The sequence below is a fragment of the Dactylosporangium sp. McL0621 genome (genome assembly GCF_049995355.1).
Lineage (GTDB): Bacteria > Actinomycetota > Actinomycetes > Mycobacteriales > Micromonosporaceae > Dactylosporangium.
On the sequence record NZ_CP188259.1, the window covers coordinates 8,131,125 to 8,147,161 of the forward strand.

General features: G+C 73.0%; 15 protein-coding genes and 1 tRNA gene. 4 read left to right on the plus strand and 12 right to left on the minus strand.

Annotated features, from left to right (window positions below; genetic code table 11):
• Positions 1-9 precede the first annotated feature (9 nt).
• Both ACPPVO_RS38440 and ACPPVO_RS38445 read right to left on the minus strand, forming a co-directional pair.
• Entirely contained in the window at positions 10-366 is a 357-nt protein-coding gene (locus ACPPVO_RS38440; RefSeq protein ID WP_426503479.1) for a hypothetical protein, read from the minus strand.
• 209 nt (positions 367-575) lie between these two features.
• Positions 576-1,127 carry a TetR/AcrR family transcriptional regulator gene (locus ACPPVO_RS38445; protein ID WP_360372812.1) on the minus strand — a complete coding sequence of 184 codons (552 nt, stop codon included), beginning with the start codon at positions 1,125-1,127 and terminating at the stop codon, positions 576-578.
• Between the two features lie 79 nt (positions 1,128-1,206).
• On the opposite strand from ACPPVO_RS38445, the gene ACPPVO_RS38450 reads away from it, so the two are divergent.
• Positions 1,207-2,019: an alpha/beta hydrolase family protein gene (locus ACPPVO_RS38450; RefSeq protein WP_426503480.1), complete on the plus strand. Its 813-nt coding sequence runs from the start codon at positions 1,207-1,209 to the stop codon at positions 2,017-2,019.
• Here the strand turns inward: ACPPVO_RS38450 and ACPPVO_RS38455 are convergent.
• From ACPPVO_RS38455 to pcaH, 4 genes are read right to left on the minus strand one after another with little or no spacing between them, the layout of a single operon-like run.
• The gene (locus ACPPVO_RS38455; protein ID WP_426503481.1) at positions 2,002-2,634 is read right to left on the minus strand and encodes a 3-oxoacid CoA-transferase subunit B; all 633 of its coding nucleotides are present in this window, start codon (positions 2,632-2,634) and stop codon (positions 2,002-2,004) included. The two genes, ACPPVO_RS38450 and ACPPVO_RS38455, sit on opposite strands and share 18 nt — an antisense overlap.
• Positions 2,631-3,281: a 3-oxoacid CoA-transferase subunit A gene (locus ACPPVO_RS38460; RefSeq protein ID WP_426503482.1), complete on the minus strand. Its 651-nt coding sequence runs from the start codon at positions 3,279-3,281 to the stop codon at positions 2,631-2,633. The genes ACPPVO_RS38455 and ACPPVO_RS38460 overlap by 4 nt, the downstream gene beginning before the upstream one ends.
• Before the next feature lie 5 nt (positions 3,282-3,286).
• The gene (gene pcaG / locus ACPPVO_RS38465) at positions 3,287-3,799 is read right to left on the minus strand and encodes a protocatechuate 3,4-dioxygenase subunit alpha (protein WP_426503483.1); all 513 of its coding nucleotides are present in this window, start codon (positions 3,797-3,799) and stop codon (positions 3,287-3,289) included.
• Positions 3,796-4,539, minus strand: a complete 744-nt coding sequence (pcaH, locus tag ACPPVO_RS38470) for a protocatechuate 3,4-dioxygenase subunit beta (RefSeq protein ID WP_426503484.1) — start codon at positions 4,537-4,539, stop codon at positions 3,796-3,798. Before pcaH ends, pcaG begins: the two co-directional genes overlap by 4 nt.
• Before the next feature lie 102 nt (positions 4,540-4,641).
• On the opposite strand from pcaH, the gene ACPPVO_RS38475 reads away from it, so the two are divergent.
• Positions 4,642-5,802, plus strand: coding sequence for a 4-hydroxybenzoate 3-monooxygenase (locus ACPPVO_RS38475; protein ID WP_426503486.1), 1,161 nt, complete (start codon positions 4,642-4,644; stop codon positions 5,800-5,802).
• Between the two features lie 65 nt (positions 5,803-5,867).
• Here the strand turns inward: ACPPVO_RS38475 and ACPPVO_RS38480 are convergent, their stop codons facing one another.
• Both ACPPVO_RS38480 and ACPPVO_RS38485 read right to left on the minus strand, forming a co-directional pair.
• Positions 5,868-6,785 carry a carbon-nitrogen hydrolase family protein gene (locus ACPPVO_RS38480; protein WP_426503487.1) on the minus strand — a complete coding sequence of 306 codons (918 nt, stop codon included), beginning with the start codon at positions 6,783-6,785 and terminating at the stop codon, positions 5,868-5,870.
• A 19-nt stretch (positions 6,786-6,804) separates the two neighbouring features.
• The gene (locus ACPPVO_RS38485) at positions 6,805-6,951 is read right to left on the minus strand and encodes a hypothetical protein (RefSeq protein ID WP_426503488.1); all 147 of its coding nucleotides are present in this window, start codon (positions 6,949-6,951) and stop codon (positions 6,805-6,807) included.
• Positions 6,952-7,082: 131 nt separating this feature from the next.
• Between ACPPVO_RS38485 and ACPPVO_RS38490 the strand changes: the two genes are divergently transcribed.
• Positions 7,083-7,430 carry a hypothetical protein gene (locus tag ACPPVO_RS38490; protein WP_426503490.1) on the plus strand — a complete coding sequence of 116 codons (348 nt, stop codon included), beginning with the start codon at positions 7,083-7,085 and terminating at the stop codon, positions 7,428-7,430.
• Positions 7,431-7,512: 82 nt separating this feature from the next.
• Here ACPPVO_RS38490 and ACPPVO_RS38495 read toward each other — a convergent pair whose 3' ends face one another.
• The 3 genes from ACPPVO_RS38495 to ACPPVO_RS38505 all read right to left on the minus strand — a co-directional run bounded on the left by ACPPVO_RS38495 (position 7,513) and on the right by ACPPVO_RS38505 (position 10,932).
• Complete coding sequence (locus ACPPVO_RS38495; RefSeq protein ID WP_426514776.1) at positions 7,513-9,672, minus strand: hypothetical protein; 2,160 nt, start codon at positions 9,670-9,672, stop codon at positions 7,513-7,515.
• Between the two features lie 138 nt (positions 9,673-9,810).
• Positions 9,811-9,944, minus strand: a tRNA-OTHER gene (locus tag ACPPVO_RS38500).
• Between the two features lie 37 nt (positions 9,945-9,981).
• The gene (locus ACPPVO_RS38505; protein WP_426503491.1) at positions 9,982-10,932 is read right to left on the minus strand and encodes a LacI family DNA-binding transcriptional regulator; all 951 of its coding nucleotides are present in this window, start codon (positions 10,930-10,932) and stop codon (positions 9,982-9,984) included.
• 94 nt (positions 10,933-11,026) lie between these two features.
• Between ACPPVO_RS38505 and ACPPVO_RS38510 the strand changes: the two genes are divergently transcribed.
• The gene (locus ACPPVO_RS38510) at positions 11,027-14,680 is read left to right on the plus strand and encodes a sugar-binding domain-containing protein (protein WP_426503492.1); all 3,654 of its coding nucleotides are present in this window, start codon (positions 11,027-11,029) and stop codon (positions 14,678-14,680) included.
• A 1-nt stretch (position 14,681) separates the two neighbouring features.
• On the opposite strand, the gene ACPPVO_RS38515 is transcribed toward ACPPVO_RS38510, so the two are convergent.
• Positions 14,682-16,022, minus strand: coding sequence for an MFS transporter (locus tag ACPPVO_RS38515; protein WP_360372849.1), 1,341 nt, complete (start codon positions 16,020-16,022; stop codon positions 14,682-14,684).
• Between the last annotated feature and the right edge of the window lie 15 nt (positions 16,023-16,037).

Genomic DNA, 16,037 nt, shown 5'->3' on the forward strand with positions numbered 1-16,037 from the left:
GTGAACCACCTACCGGCCGAGCCCGCGGAACCAGGCCAGCGCGGCCGTCGCCCCGGTGACGTTCGAGCCCAGGTGGGCCGAGCCCTCCCAGGGGTGCGAGCCGAGGTCGACGACCGTGGCCGAGCGCAGCCGCGCGGCGCAGTAGTCGCTGCTCGCCGCCGGGACCTGCTCGTCCGCGCGGTCCACGAACAGCCGGGCCGGGGCCCGCAGGCCGTCGCAGGAGGCGTCGTGCTCGGCCAGGGCCGCGGCCAGCGGGCCCGACGGGCGGCGGCGGGCGTCGATCGTGCGGTACACCACCTGGAAGGTGTCGACGCCGAACCGGACGTCGCCGGGGGCGAACTGCGCCTCGGTGAGGGCCGCGCGCACCTCCGCAGGCGTCGAGACCCCGCAGCGGCTGGACGGCCACGACCGTGCCGCGCCCGTCGTCCTGGCCCTGCGCCGGGGTCGCGAACAGCAGTGCCGAGCCGGCCAATCCGAGGATCATCGCGTGCTTCAGCAATCTCATACCCGAACGCTATGGCGCCCAGTGACCGACTTCGATCCCGCTGCCCGCAGTACCGCCGCGGGGGAAGGCCCTACCGCGCGCGCAGTCCCGCGATGACGAGCCGGATCATGCGCCGGGCGTCGTAGCCGGGGTCCGCCGCGCCGATGCACAGGTTGCCGACCCCGCGCATCAGCACCAGCGCGTCCATGCCGGGCTCGATCTCGCCCGAGCCGGCGGCGGCCTCGAGCAGCTGGGCGCAGACGGGGACGAGGCGCTCGATGAAGTACCCGTGCAGGCTCTGGTCGGCCAGGCCGTGCTTGGTCACGAGGAAGTCGGCGAACAGCTCGATCCACGCGGCCAGCGCGGCGTGCGGCGACGGGCTCGAGGCCAGCAGCGCCGGGCCCGCCTCGGCGCACGCCTCGACCTGGTGGCGGTACACGGCCACGACGAGGTCGGCGCGGGTCGGGAAGTGGCGGTAGATCGTGCCGACGCCGACCCCGGCCCGGGCCGCGATGTCGCGCACGGGCGCGTCGACGCCCGACGCGACGAAAGCCGCGGCCGCCGCCTCGAGCAGGGCCTGCTCGTTGCGGCGGGAATCCGAGCGGCGCTTGCGCGGCGGATCGGCCACCGTAACCCCCGTCACAAAGAGTGGATACCGGAACCAGGTTCCGGATAACTTAGCGGAACCAGGTTCCGTTAAGACAGCATACCGGAGGACCTCCATGCCCACGCCCGTCGTCTCCGTGCACCCGATCGCCCTCACCCGGCCCGTCCGCGTCTCCGCGCCCGTCACCGGCACCGGCCTGCCCGTCATCGTGTTCTCGCACGGGTTCGGGCAGTCGGCGCGCGGCTACGAGCCGCTCGCGGCGTACTGGGCCGCGCACGGCTTCGTCGTCGTCCAGCCGACGCACCTCGACTCCCGGACGCTGAACCGGCCCCTCACCGACGACGTCTGGCGCATCCGCATCGACGACCTCAAGGAGGCCATCGACCGCCTCGACGAGCTGGAGGCGGCCGTGCCCGGGCTCGCGAACCGGGTCGACCACTCGCGGATCGCCGTGGCCGGGCACTCCTGGGGCGCCCAGACCGCCAGCACCCTGCTCGGCGCGCGCACCCCGAGCGGCGAGGACTTCACCGACAAGCGGGTCTCCGCGGGGGTACTGCTGGCCCTCACCGGCACGGGCGGCGACGACCTGACGCCGTTCGCGGCCGAGCACTTCCCGTTCATGAGCCCGGACTTCGAACACATGGAGACGCCCGCGCTCATCGTCGCCGGCGACCGCGACCAGTCGGCGCTGTCGGTGCGCGGCCCCGACTGGTTCACCGACGCCTACCACCTCAGCCCGGGCCCCAAGCACCTGCTGACCCTGTTCGGGGCCGAACACTCCCTCGGCGGCATCTCCGGCTACGAGTCGGCCGAGACCACCGACGAGAACCCCGAGCGGGTCGCGCTCATCCAGCGGCTCACGACGGCGTACCTGCGCGGCGAGCCCCTCGACGCGGACGGCGCCCTCGGCTCACTCGCCGCCAAGTAGGGGCACGGCCAGGCGGGCCCGCAGCTCGCCCACGGTGGTGCCGAAGGTCTCGGCCACGACCACGCCGGACGGGCCCAGGTGGAACACGGCGTGCTCGGTGTAGACGCGGCTCACACAGGCCAGGCCGGTCAGCGGGTACGTGCACGCCGGCACCAGCTTCGGGGAGCCGTCCCGGGCGAAGAGGCTCATCATGACGTACACCTCCTTCGCCCCGATCGCGAGGTCCATCGCACCGCCGACGGCGGGGATCGCGCCCGGCTCGCCGGTGTGCCAGTTGGCCAGGTCGCCGCCCGCCGACACCTGGAAGGCGCCGAGCACGCAGACGTCCAGGTGGCCGCCGCGCATCATGGCGAAGGAGTCGGCGTGGTGGAAGTAGGCGGCCCCGGGGAGCTCGGTCACCGGCTGCTTGCCCGCGTTGATGAGGTCCGGGTCGGGGTCGTCCTCGTTCAGCGGGCCCATGCCCAGCATGCCGTTCTCGGTGTGCAGCACGATCCCGCGCTCCGGGGCGAGATGGTCCGCGACGGTCGTGGGCTGGCCGATGCCCAGGTTCACGTAGGCGCCGTCGGGGATGTCCCGCGCCACCAGGGCCGCCATGTCCGAGCGGGACAGGGTCATCCGGCCACCTCCACGAGCCGGTCGACGTAGATGCCCGGCGTCACCACCGCTTCCGGGTCGATGGCGCCGGGCTCGACGACGTGCCGCACCTCGGCGACGGTGAGCGCCGCCGCCGTGGCCATCACCGGGCCGAAGTTGCGGGCGGTCTTGCGGTACACGAGGTTGCCCATCCGGTCGCCGGTGTGCGCGCGGATCAGGGCGACGTCGCCGCGGATCGGGTACTCCAGCACGTAGGCGCGCCCGTCGATGACCCGCGTCTCCTTGCCCGCGGCCAGCGGCGTGCCCACGCCGGTGGGGCAGTAGAAGGCGCCGATGCCCGCACCCGCGGCGCGCATGCGCTCGGCCAGCGTCCCCTGCGGTACCACCTCCAGCTCGATCTTCCCGGCCCGGTAGAGCCCGTCGAAGACCCACGAGTCGGCCTGGCGCGGGAACGAGCAGATCACCTTGCGGACCCGCCCGGCCGCCAGCAGCGCGGCGAGGCCCGTGTCGCCGTTGCCGGCGTTGTTCGACACGATGGTCAGCCCGGCGGCGCCGTGGGCGATGAGCGCGTCGATGAGCGTGACCGGCATGCCGGCCATCCCGAACCCGCCGACGAGCACGGTGTCGCCGTCGCGCACGGAGGCGACGGCCTCGTCCGCGGTACACACCGAAGTCACTGCTGCCCCGGGAACGTCAGGAACACCGTCTCGTCGTCGCCCTGGAGCCGGATGTCGAAGCGCCATCCGCGCGGCTCGGCGACGGCCAGCAGCGTCTCGCGGCGGTCCACCGGCGGCAGGTCCTCCGTGCGCAGATAGGCGCGCGTGAACAGCCGGTCGGTGAGCCCGCGCGCGAACACCGTCAGGGCGAAGAACGGGCGCGGCCCGCCGGGCACGAGCGTCGAGAAGGTGTACCGCCCCGTCGCGTCCGTGCCGGCACGCCCCCAGCCGGTGAACGTCCAGCCGTCGCGGCGCAGCGAGCCGGCCTCGCGCACGACCCGGCCCTCGGGATCGGCCTGCCAAAGCTCCACGAGCGCGTCCGGCACGGGTTCGCCGGACCCGTCGGTTATGTTGCCCCGCAGTTGTACCGCCTGCGCGTGCCCGGGTGGCACCAGCTCGCTGTCGCCGGGGTACGGCAGCCCCAGGTGGAAGAACGGCCCGACGGTCTGCCCGGGCGTGAACTCGCTCATGCCTCGTCCTCGATCGGCGTGCGGTGCGTGCCGGTCAGCACGATGTCCCAGCGGTAGCCCAGGCTCCACTCCGGCGTGTTGAGATCGTGGTCGTAGGCGGCGATGAGCCGCTCCCGGGCCTTCGGGTCGGTGACCGACTGGAAGATCGGGTCGCGGGCGAACAGCGGGTCGCCGGGGAAGTACATCTGCGTCACCAGGCGCTGGGTGAAGTCGGTGCCGAACAGCGAGAAATGGATGTGCGCGGGGCGCCACGCGTTGACGTGGTTGCGCCACGGGTACGGACCCGGCCTGACGGTGACGAACCGGTAGCTCCCGTCGGCGCCGGTGATGCAGCGCCCGTGGCCGGTGAAGTTCGGGTCGTGCGGCGCCGGGTGCTGGTCGCGCTGGTGGCGGTACCGCCCGGCCGCGTTCGCCTGCCACACCTCGACGAGCTGGTGGGCGACCGGCCGGCCGCCGCCGTCGACGACCCGCCCGGTCAGCACGATCCGCTCCCCGATCGGCTCCCCCGCGTGCTGGACGGTCAGGTCGGCCTCGTCGGCGGCGACGTCGCGGGGGCCGAAGACGGGCGCCCACAGCTCCACCCCCTCCGGGTCGACGGGCACCGGGGGGCGGGCCGGATGGCGCAGGATCGTGCTGCGGTACGGCGGATAGTCCAGCCGCGTCCCGTTGTCGGCCGTGCGCGCCGCAGCGATCGCCGCGATCTCCTCGTCGATGTCGGCCTGGGTCGGCAAACTGCTCACGTCCGAACCGTATGCGCCCGCGGCCGTCGCCGCGAGCAGTCCCTTCCGTTCAGTGGAACCCGGGCCTTGTCGCGCCCGGCCCGGAGGGGTTGGCTGGGGGACATGCGCACCGAGGTCGCCATCGTCGGCGCCGGCCCCGCCGGACTGCTGCTCTCGCACCTGCTGGCCCGGGCCGGCGTCGAGTCCGTCGTGGTGGAGACGCGGTCGAAGGAGTACGTGGCCTCGCGCATCCGGGCCGGGATCCTGGAGCACTCCAGCGTCGAGCTGCTGACCGAGGCCGGCCTCGGCGACCGCCTGCGCGTCGAGGGCCACCAGCACCGCGGGGTGTACCTGCAGTGGCCGCACAAGCGCCACCACCTCGACTTCGTCGACCTCGCGGGCCGCAGCGTGTGGGTGTACGGGCAGACCGAGATGCAGAAGGACCTGGTGGCCGCGCACTCCGGCCCGGTCCTGTACGAGGTCTCGGACACGCGGCTGCACGACCTGACCACGGACCGCCCGTACGTGACGTTCCGCGACCGCGACGGCGCGGCCGTGACGCTGGAGGCGTCCGTCATCGCGGGCTGCGACGGCTCCTTCGGCCCGAGCCGCGCGGCCGTCCCGGCGCCGGCGCGGCGGGTCTTCGAGCGCACCTACCCCTACTCCTGGCTGGGCATCCTGGCCGACGTGGCCCCGTCGACCGACGAGCTCATCTACGCCTGGCACCCCGACGGGTTCGCGCTGCACTCGATGCGGTCGGAGACGGTCTCGCGGCTGTACCTCCAGGTGCCCAACGGAACCGACCCCGCCGCCTGGTCCGACGCCCAGGTCTGGGACGAGCTCGCCAAACGGCTCGGCCACGGCCAGGACGGCTGGACCCTGGCCCCGGGCCCGATCACCGACAAATCGGTCCTGCCCATGCGCAGCTTCGTGCAGACCCCCATGCGGTACGGCCGCCTGTTCCTGGCCGGCGACGCCGCGCACATCGTGCCCCCGACGGGCGCGAAGGGCCTGAACCTGGCGATCGCGGACGTGGCCCTGCTGGCGCGCGCGCTGATCGCCCTCGTCAAGGAGCGGGATGCCGGACCGGCCGACCGGTACTCGGACGACGCCCTGCGCCGGGTCTGGCGCTGCACCCACTTCTCGTGGTGGATGACGACGATGCTGCACGCCTCGGGCGACCCGTTCGACGCGGAGCTCCAGCTGTCCCAGCTACGGTGGGTGACGACGAGCACCGCGGGCGCGACGGGCCTGGCCGAGAACTATGCTGGCCTACCGATATGAGCTGTGCCTCCCAGCCTTGGCGGGGGAGGCTTCGCCTCCACCCGCACCCCCTCACGATCTGCGCCTCACGCGCCAGGCCGCGCGGGGCCCGGCGGCGCCGGCCCATCGGGCTTCGCCGAGAGGCTGCACGCCCGTCCGTGGTGGCACCCCCGACCGGCGAGGTCTTCGACGCGCTCCTGAGCACCTACTACTACAAGAGCTTCCGCGCCGGATGACCACCGGAGCCGGTGCCGGTCCGACACCGACGGCCAACGCCCGTCGATCTCGGCGACGACCAGGCCGGTCGTGCCGGTCGGAACCCGGGCCACGACCCGGCCGCTCGGGTCCATCACGCAGGTCGGCCCCAGCCCGGTCCTGAGCTCGTCGCGGCTGCCGGTCACGTCGGCGGAGACGAGCCACAGGCCGGTCTCGCGCGCCCGGCACGCGCGGATGCGGTTGTGCCGCTCGTACCACCACAACGCCTTGTCCCGGCGCATCATGTTCTGCGCCGGCACGAGCAGGACCTTCGCCCCCGCGGCGGCGATCGCGGCCGCCGCCGCCGGGAACTGCGTATCGAAGCAGATGTTGATCCCGAACGGCACTCCGCCGCAATCGAAGACCGGGTAGGCGTCGCCGGCGGTGAACGCCGTTTCGCCCGGGGTCAGGAACGCCTTGCGGTACCGGCCGGCGACGCGGCCTTCGCCGATGAGCACGGCCGTGTTGTAGCAAGCGTCTCCGGCCCGCTCGATCATCCCGAGGACCAGCATCGGCCGGACGCGGGCCAGCCGCCGCAGCACCGCGGCGAACTCCGCACCATCGACGTCGAGGGCCTGGCCGCGCACATGTCGCTCCGTGCCGAGGTACCCCTGCAGGAAGCACTCGGGGAACAGCAGGAGGTCGACGCTCTCGGCATACGCCTGCGCGGCGAAGTCCCAGACGACCCCGACGGCCGCGTCCACGTCCCCGAGGATCTCGGGTGTCTGGCAGGCCCCGATGCGCAGCACAGGTCCAAGCTACGCGGCGTTACGAATTTGCGAGCGCGCGGCCCAGGTTCTGGTCGTACGGCAGGTTCAGCTCGCGGAACGTGCGGCCGATGGAGCCGAGGCCGGGCGTCCACACGTCGTCGTTGGCGACGAGGGCGGCGAGGAAGCGGCGCTGGGCCCCGGACAAGGGGCCGGCGCGCCGGCCAACGGCCCGTCGGAGTAGACCTCGAGGTCGTCGCCGGACTCCAGCACCTCGGCCAGTGCGGCGTCCACGTCCAGGTCGGCCGGCGGGAACCATTCGTCGAGCCGGGCATCGGTGTGCCGGCGGACGGCCTCGGCCACGCCGGCGAAAAGGCCGAGCATTCCGGCGCGCAGGTCGGCGTTCGCGGCACCGGCCGGGCGGGATCGCCGATCAGCGCGGCGACCGCGACGGCGCCCGGCCCGGTGGCGGTGAACGGCGTGCCCTGGTGGATCAGTTCGCCGCAGAGATCGCGCAGCGCCTTGCGGCGGCGCTGTGGATCGTCCTCGACCAGCGCCGCCAGTTGCGCGGCCGTGCCGACGGCGCGGCCGCAGCAGTGGAACAGCGTCTCGAACTGGGCGGCGTCGACCTCGAACACGAGCCGAACCTACCGGCGTGGCGCGAGCCGAGGAGAGCGCGGGCGCTGAATACCAGATCCCCCGCTTGCGCGGAGGTTCCCGAGTCGAACGGAATAGGAGGAAGCGCCCTCATGGCCTCGGCTCGCGCCGTCTATGCCGGGATCAGCTCGGTGAGCCGATCCAATGTATACACCTCGGACCCCTCCGGCAGGTTGTCCGGGGCCTCGAGGCCGATGTAGGTCACCGGCCCGTCCGGCGCGCGGCCGTCCCACATGGTCACCTCGGTCCGCGTGCGCCAGCGGTCGATGAGGTAGGCCATGGTGAGGTACCGCCGCTCCATCAGGGCCCGCACGCGGTCCGCGGTCGTGAGCGTGTTGTCCTCGACGCGGTTGAACGCCGGGCGGCCGTGCAGGTACAGGTGCAGCCACACGGCCTGCCAGCCGCGCTCGCCCTTGGCGAAGACCATCGGCAGCGCGATCCGGCCCTCGCCGCGCATGTGCGAGCGCGCGCGCACGGTGCGGGCGTCGAACGGGGTGCCGTGCTGGTCGGCGGTGCGGGTCTGGTAGCCGAACATCGACTCGGCGACCTCGTCGAACGACTCGCCCGCGTAGATGTACACCTGCGGCACCACATAGCGTCCGCCCACGGTCAGCGGCACGTCGATGAACTCGGTCGCGCCGTTCGGGGCGTCGGTGATGTCGCCGGAGTGCACCACGCCGTCGTGGTGGTAGTTCGTCCACGACACCTGGCCCGCCGTGTGGAACTCGTCGTCCAGCAGCAGTACCGACAGGTCGTAGTCGGTGCGGCGGCTGTTCTGGCGCCAGTACGTGAAGAAGCGCAGCAGCTCGCCCGGGACCGGCGCGCGCGAGCCCCGCGGCAGCACCGCGAAGCCGCCCTCGGCCGCCTTGCCCGACAGGGGCAGGGCGACGTCGAGCACGTCCGGGTCCACCAGGAGCGGGTGCGCCGGCTCCGGCAGCCGGGCGCCGATCTCCGCGTCGAGCCGGGCCGACAGGTCGGCCACCAGCTCGGCCGGTAGCGGCGGCCGCTCGTCCCGGCCGACCCACGCGCGCCGCGAACGGTTCGCGTACATCCGCGCCGACACGGGCGCCAGCCGGTTGCCGACGTGCTCCCGCAGCGAGCACAGCACGCGACCCGACGCCGAGCCGAGCGCGGCCGTGACCGCGTCGACGACCGCGGCGCGCTGGGCCGGCGGGGCGAGCCGCAGCAGCCGGTCCGCCGACCGCAGCAGAAGACCCGGAGCCGCCGACAGTACGGTCGCAGCCCGGTCGGCCGCGCCCGCGCGGACCGCCGCCTCGGCGCGACCGGCGAGGTTGCGCACCCGCCGCTCGCCCCGCGCGACCGCGAAGACCTCGCGGGCCTGCGGCCACTGGGCGTACTCGTGCGGATGCAGCCGCTCCCCGAGCCGCTTCCACGGCTCGGCGTGGCGAGCGACGTCGCCGAGCTTGTCCGGGGCGGCCGCGACGATCTCGTGCAGCGCGGCCAGCAGGACCCGCCGCTCCCGGCGCCGGAAGGCCCGGAACCGGGTCGGGGTGGCGAGCGAGGCGTCGCCGCCGGAGGCCTGGCAGGCCAGGCGCAGCACGTCGGTCGTGGTGTCCACGGCGACCAGCGGCCGGCCGAGGACGAGGCGGACGCCGTTGAGCACGGCGCGGTGCTCGCGCACCGGGATCGTCGCCGGCTGCTCGCCGTCGAGGCAGGCCACGGCGAGCTCGCCGAGGATCGCCAGGTCGGCCTCGCCGAGCGGCACCGCGCCGCCGGCCAGGGCCAGGTACAGCCGCGACGCCTCGGCCTCGGCGCTGTCGCCGAGGTGCAGCACGGTCAGCCGGTCGCCGGCCGCGGCGACGAACGCGTCGTGCGCGGCCAGCAGCTCGTCGTACGTGTGCTGGTAGGTGCCGTAGCCCGGCAGGTCGAGCAGGTTCACGCCGCCCGTGGCGAGCAGGCTGCGCAGCTGCTCGTCGGTGGCCGAGCCGCCACCGGCGAGTACCGCGGCCCGCAGCCGCCCGGTCCAGAACTCGACGGTGTCGGGCACGTCGTCGGGGAAGCCGATGAAGTACGCGTTGTGCCGGACATGGTCGCCGACCAGCTCGCGCACCGCGGAGACGACCGTGGCCGCGAGGTCCATGGCCGGGCCCGGGGCCAGCGCGCCGACGTGCTCGAGCACGGCCCGCGACGCCGAGAACCCGGCGTCGAGCAGCGCCGCGTCCAGCTGCCGGGCCACGCGCGTGCCGTCGCCCGCCGCGCCGGTGCTCGCCGGCACGCGCAGCGTCTTCTGGACGATCACCTTCTCGAGCAGGCGCGTCTCCTTCATTCAGGCGTCCATGATGGGCGGAGCGCAACCGTCGGACCGTGGGGTGTCCGGGGCTCGGCCCCGGAGCCAGCATGACGCACGATCCGGTCCGCGCAGTCCGCGGACACACTCCGCCTGAGTGCGTCGGTCGCCGGGGACTCGAACCCCGAACCCTTCGGTCCAAAAAGGGAGAAGGAAGTACTCCCATGGCCGCCGCGAGGGGCGGAGGGCAGAAGGACTAAACCAGCCGAATGCTCTACCAGTTGAGCTAGCGACCCAGGCATTGACCATCGCACGGAAGCCCTTGCCGGGCCATCAAATTTCGTGCAGGGTCTCGCCCTCGGTCACGGTGCAGGGCAGGAGCCGCTGCAGCTCGACCGGGCGGCCCTCGACGAGGGCGGCGAGCACGTCCACCGCCTGCGCCCCCATCTCCTCGCGCGGGATCTCGATGCCGGTGAACACGACGCCCGCCGGGTCGGCCGCCCGCGTCGGCTCGCCCAGCGTGATGACGGACAGGTGCGGGGCGACGGCGTGCACGGCCGGCCCGTCCGCGGCCTCCTCGCACACCACCGCCGTCACGCCCGCCGCGCGCACCGCGTCCGGCGTGCCCAGGCGTACGGCCGTCGCGCCGGTGCCCTCCAGGCCGGCCGTGAAGCCGCGCCAGCGGTCGGCCCAGGCCTCGGCGCCCTCCCCCGCGCCCAGGTACGCCAGGCGCGTGTGGCCCCGGTCCACCGCGCGGCGGACCACCGCGGCCGTCGCGGACGCGTAGTCGGCGCCGACGTACGGGACCGGGCCGCCGGCGTCGTCGCGCCGGCCGACGGAGACGAACGGCGGGCCCGAACGCACGAGGCTCGTCAGCTCGGCGCGGTCCAGCGAGCGGCCCAGCAGGATGGCGCCGTCGGCCAGGCGCAGGCGCTGGAGGACCTGCCGCCGGCCGCTGGTCAGCAGCAGCAGGTCGATGTCGAGCTCCTCCGCGCGGCGCTCGATGCCCACCAGGAACGGGTGGTAGAAGTCGCGGGCCGAGCTCGGGAAGACCGGCTCGTAGGTGAAGACGCCCAGGATGCGGTTGCGGCGCTCGGCCAGGCGGCGGGCCACCGGGTCGGCCACGTACCCGGTCGCCTCGATGGCCCGGCGGACGCGATCGCGGGTCTCCGGGGCGATCTTCAGGCGGGGGTCGTCGTCGCGGCCGTTGAGCACGAACGAGACCAGGGTCTGGCTCACGCCCGTCATGCGGGCGATGTCGCGCTGGGTCACCCTCCAGGCCACCGCATCAGCCTCGGGCCGCGGACCGGCGAAGTCAACCGACTAATACGTATTAGTCTCTTGACGGCGGCGGCCGGCGAAAACCACACTCGCCGCCATGACCGCACGCCGCCACGTGATGATCTGGGTGCTCGTCTCGGCCCTCCTGACGCTCGTCCACCCCACGCACGCCGATGCGGCGACCACCGACACCGCGCAGAAGGTCACGCTCAACGGGGACGCGTGGCAGTTCAAGGCGGTCAAGATGCCGTTCTTCGGGTGGGAGCAGCAGGACACCCCGCTCGACCGGCACTTCATCCGCGACGCGATCGACGCCGTGCCGGCCGCGGAGTGGAGCACCTGGCACGACGTGCGGGTGCCGATGGCGTGGAACAGCGTCGGCGAGTTCGACTTCCCGAGCTACTGGCACTACATCCACAAGGGCGAGTACAAGCGGACGTTCGCGGTCCCGGCCTCGTTCGCCGGCCGGCGGGTCAAGCTGCACTTCGAGGGCGTCAACTGGCAGACGACAATCACCGTCAACGGGACCGTCGCCGGCACCCACGAGTTCGCGCTCACGCCCTTCGACGTGGACATCACCGACCTCGTCACGCCGGGCTCGGCCGGCAACACGCTCGACGTGCTCGTGCAGGACATCACCGCGAACTTCATCGGGCCGTCCCCGGCGGAGTACAGCGTCGTGAAGTACCCCATGGGCGTGCGCGGCGAGTACTGGAACCAGAGCGACGGCAGCGCCCCGCGGCTCTACCACGAGGCCAAGTCGGGCCTGTTCAAGGACGTCGAGCTGGTCGGGGAGCCGAACGTGTACGTCGAGGACGTCTTCGTCCGCCCCGACCGCGCCGGCGGGAAGGTCACCGCCGAGGTCACCGTCCGCAACGAGTCGGGCGCCGCGCAGACCGTCTCCGTGGCCAACCAGGTGAACCGCTGGTCCGACGGCGCCCCCGCGCTCACGTTCGCCGGCAGCCCGGTGCAGACGGTCCCCGACGGCCAGCGCGTCAAGATCACCATCACCCAGCCCTGGACCACGTTCCAGCTCTGGTGGCCGGACGACCCCGTGCTGTACAACCTCGTCACGACGCTCAAGATCGGGGCCACCGCGGTGGACCAGCACACCGAGCGGTTCGGCGTCCGCGACGTGAAGGCGGTCAGCTCCGGCGACCCGAACCTCCGCGGCGTGTACGTCAACGGCGTGCGCACCGCCCTGTTCGGCGAGTCGATCGAGACCAACCTGCACGGCGCCGGCGTCGGCGGGATCGACGCCGACGGGCTCACGTTCAACGGCAACTGGGCCCTGACCCGGTCGTACTTCAGCCAGGTCATCGACGTCGCCAAGGCGATGAACATCAACGTCCTGCGCATCCACCGCGGCTGGGCCCTCAACCGCGACATCGTCGACATCGCCGACGAGAAGGGCATGATGCTCATCGCCGAGAACCCGGTCACGCACCCGAGCTGGGAGGTGCCGCTCGCCGCGGCCCAGCGCGAGACCGGACTCGAGGCGGTGCTCGGCATCGCCCGGCACTACCGCAACCACCCGTCGATCGTGATGTGGTCGATCTCGAACGAGAACCCGGCGTACAACGCCGACCTGACCGCCGGCATGCAGACGGGCTACGGCGGCGAGGACGCGGTGAACCCCGACATCCAGCTCGTCTCCGCCGACGCGGAGACGGCCGAGGTGAAGTCCGACGGCTACCTCGGCGGCTACCTGTCGAACCCGACCCCGAAGACGTGGTTCACCTACGAGGAGAACGCGTCGTACCTCAAGCTCGGCGACGCCGCCCGCCGCGCCTCCGTCGTCGACTCGATGCGCATCTTCCGCCAGCAGCGCATGAGCCTCGGCTACGACGCGAAGGTCATGCTCGCCTTCTACAACTTCCAGAAGGTCTTCTCCCTGCCGGCGAGCTCGTACCAGATCCCGTGGACGAGCACGGACGTCCCCGGGTACCACGCGAAGTACCTGTGGCACAGCATCCTGAACCCGTACACGAGCCCACCGGCGACGACCGCGATGCCCGACGCCCAGGCCCTGTGGACGGACACCTACGCGCCCGTCGCGGTCTTCGACAAGGCCTGGGTCGACGGCGCCATGACGGGGCCGGGGCTCAGCACGACGTACAGCGGCAGCCGCACGTTCTTCGTCTTCAACAGCGACCTCGCGGACCGCTCGACCGCCGTGACGGTCGGCTGGAGCCTGCTCGACGCGGACTCCGGCGCGGTCATCCGCTCCGGCTCGAGCGTGGCGACGGTACCGCTGGGCGGCTCGGCGAGCGTCACGGTCGACACCGGCGGGGCCGCGACCCCGAACGTGCTGCTGCGCCTGACCGCAGCCAAGTCCGGCACGGTGCGCTACGACGAGACCCTGGCCTTCGGCGGGGCCGTCGCGGCGCCCCCGCCGACCCAGTCCGTCCCCGGCGCCGACGTCGTGGTGCTGGACAACGGCGAGCCGGGCACGGCCACCAGCGGGCTCACGCGCTCGACCGCCTACCCCGGCACGTACGGGCTCGACGCCGCCGCGAAGTCCGCCCCGCAGCCCGGCGACCTGGCCCGGTTCACGCCGTATCTCGGTACTTCGGGCCAGTACGACATCTGGGTCCACGTCCCGGGCGGCCTCTCCGGGACGCAGCAGGTGAACGTGGTGCGCGACGACGGCGGGCTGGTGCAGAGCACCGCGACCGTCGACACCGCCGCGGCCGGGTGGGTGAAGGTGCCCGGCGGGCCGTACCGGATGAGCGCGAGCCAGGCCGCGAACTACGTCGAGCTGGTGCCCGGCGGCAGTGCGCCCGCGCTCGTGGCCGACGGGGTCGCGTTCCAGCGGGTCACGGGCGGGGCGACGACGGTGAAGGTCGACGAGAGCCGGGCGCCCGGGAACGGGGCGACCTGGCAGTACCTCGGGAAGTACACCTGCGGCGGTGGCACCTCCTGCTCGGTGCGGCTGAGCAACGCCGCCGACGGGCGGGTCGTCGCCGACGCGGTGCAGTTCCGCCGGGCCGGCAGCACCGTCACGGTCGACGAGGACCAGGCGGTGCGCACCGGCTCGTGGCTGAGCGCCACGAAGCCGGGCTCGGTCGGCGGCGACGTCCTCTACGCCGACCCGGGCGCGGCGGCCACCATCACCTACTCCCCCGCGCTCCCGGCGGCGGGCGAGTGGGAGGCGTACCTCACCTGGGACAACAACGCCGGCAACCAGCGCGGCACCGACGTGCCGGTCACCGTCACGAGCGCGGCCGGCTGGGACGTCTTCGACGATGGCATGGACGCCCCGGCGGCGTGGACCGGCGTCGGCGGCGGCGGGGCGACCACGTGGACGGGCTCGGCGGCGCGCGTCGTCGACTCCAGCACCGCCGACTACTACGCGATCGCGCGCGCCGGCTTCACCCCGCCGGCCGGCGCCTTCACGTACGAGTTCGTGACGCACACGAACGCGGCGGGCAGCGGCGAGGTGGCGGTCCGTTCGGGGGCGTACTACATCCGGGTCGTGCTCAACCACGGCACCGCGGGCACGGTCACCGACGGCTACGGCAGCGCGGCGAAGTCGTTCACGCTCGACACGACGGTGGATCACACGTACCGGGTGGTCGTGCACGGCTCGTACGCGTACGACCTCTACGTCGACGGCGTGTTGCGCTGGTCCGGCGCGGTGAGCAAGGGCACCGGCACCGGCATCGTGAAGATCGGCTCGGAGCCGGCCACGCGGGCCGACCTCACCGTCGACCGGGTGTCGCTGGGCACGGGCGAGCGGCTGCCGTGACTCACAGGACCTTCGGCGGCGTGTTGCCGGCGGCCTCGATCGCGCGCCGCACCGGCACCAGCAGCAGCATCGCGAGCCCCGCGACGAAGAAGACGAGCGTCGACACGATCGCGATGCGGTACGTGCCGGTCAGCTGGAACGCCAGGCCGAACAGCAGCGGGCCGAGCCAGCTCGTGCCGTCGGAGGAGATCTCGTACAGGCCGAAGTACTCGGCCTCCGAGCCCCGCGGGATCATCTGGCTGAACAGCGACCGGCTCAGCGCCTGCGACCCACCCAGCACGATGCCGATCAGGGCGCCCAGCAGCATGAACAGCACCGGCGTGCGCTCCGGCAGCGGGTAGGCCAGGGCGATCGCGGCGCACCAGACGACGAGGCTGGCGACGATGGTGCGCCAGGCCCCGTAGCGCTCCGCGACGCGGCCGAGCAGCCACGCGCCGCCGAACGCGACGAACTGCACCAGCAGGATGGTGGCGATCTGCACCGACTGGTCCAGGTGCAGCTGCTGGTCGGCGTAGATGGTCGCGACGGTGACGACGGTCTGGATGCCGTCGTTGTAGACCAGGTACGCGGCGAGGAAGAACAGCGTCAGGGGGTACGACCGCGCGCTCTTGAGGGTGTGCCGGAGCTGGCGGAAACCGTCGGCGAGCGCGTTGCCGCGGCCGCCCTCGCCCGCGACGGCCGGGCGGTCGCGCAGGCGCACGACCGCGACGGTGGTGAACGCGGCCCACCACACGCCGGCCGAGACGATCGACCAGCGGGCGACGGTGCCCGAGTACTCGTCGCCGAGGCCGAGCAGCGCGCCGAGGTTGACGACGAGCAGGATCCCGCCGCCGATGTACCCGATCGCCCAGCTGAAGCTCGACACCCGGTCCCGCTCGTCGGGCCCGGCCAGCTGCGGCAGGTACGAGTTGAAGACCACCTTCGCGGCGCCGTAGGCGATGTTGGCGACGAGCAGCAGCGCGGCGCCGAGCAGGTACCGGTCGCCGGTCAGGAACACCATCGCGACCACGCTGCCGGCGCCGATGTAGGCGAACAGCGCCAGGAGCCGCTTCTTGTGCGAGCTGCGGTCGGCGAGCGCCCCGACGAGCGGCAGCAGCGGCACGGTGAGCAGCACGGAGGCGGAGATGGTGTACGTGAAGAGCGAGCCCGTCGCCACCGGCACGCCGAGGACCCGCACGAGCCCGTCCGGCCCGGCGGCCCGCTCGGCGACGGTGGTCAGGTAGGGCCCGAGGAAGACGGTGATGACGGTGGCGCGGAAGGCGGAGATGGCCCAGTCGTACGAGTACCAGCCGATCCGCTCCGAGCGCGTGGAAACGGCGGCGGGCGCATTCATGGCGGACATGCTGCCAGCGCGGGC

Bases quoted from the DNA above. Each gene is read 5' to 3' on its own strand.
- ACPPVO_RS38450 (WP_426503480.1), top strand. From the start codon at position 1,207: ATGCCCACGCCCGTCGTCTCCGTGCACCCGATCGCCCTCACCCGGCCC.
- ACPPVO_RS38455 (WP_426503481.1), bottom strand. From the start codon at position 2,634: ATGACCCTGTCCCGCTCGGACATGGCGGCCCTGGTGGCGCGGGACATC.
- pcaG (WP_426503483.1), bottom strand. From the start codon at position 3,799: ATGAGCGAGTTCACGCCCGGGCAGACCGTCGGGCCGTTCTTCCACCTG.
- ACPPVO_RS38475 (WP_426503486.1), top strand. From the start codon at position 4,642: ATGCGCACCGAGGTCGCCATCGTCGGCGCCGGCCCCGCCGGACTGCTG.
- ACPPVO_RS38510 (WP_426503492.1), top strand. From the start codon at position 11,027: ATGACCGCACGCCGCCACGTGATGATCTGGGTGCTCGTCTCGGCCCTC.
- ACPPVO_RS38515 (WP_360372849.1), bottom strand. From the start codon at position 16,022: ATGTCCGCCATGAATGCGCCCGCCGCCGTTTCCACGCGCTCGGAGCGG.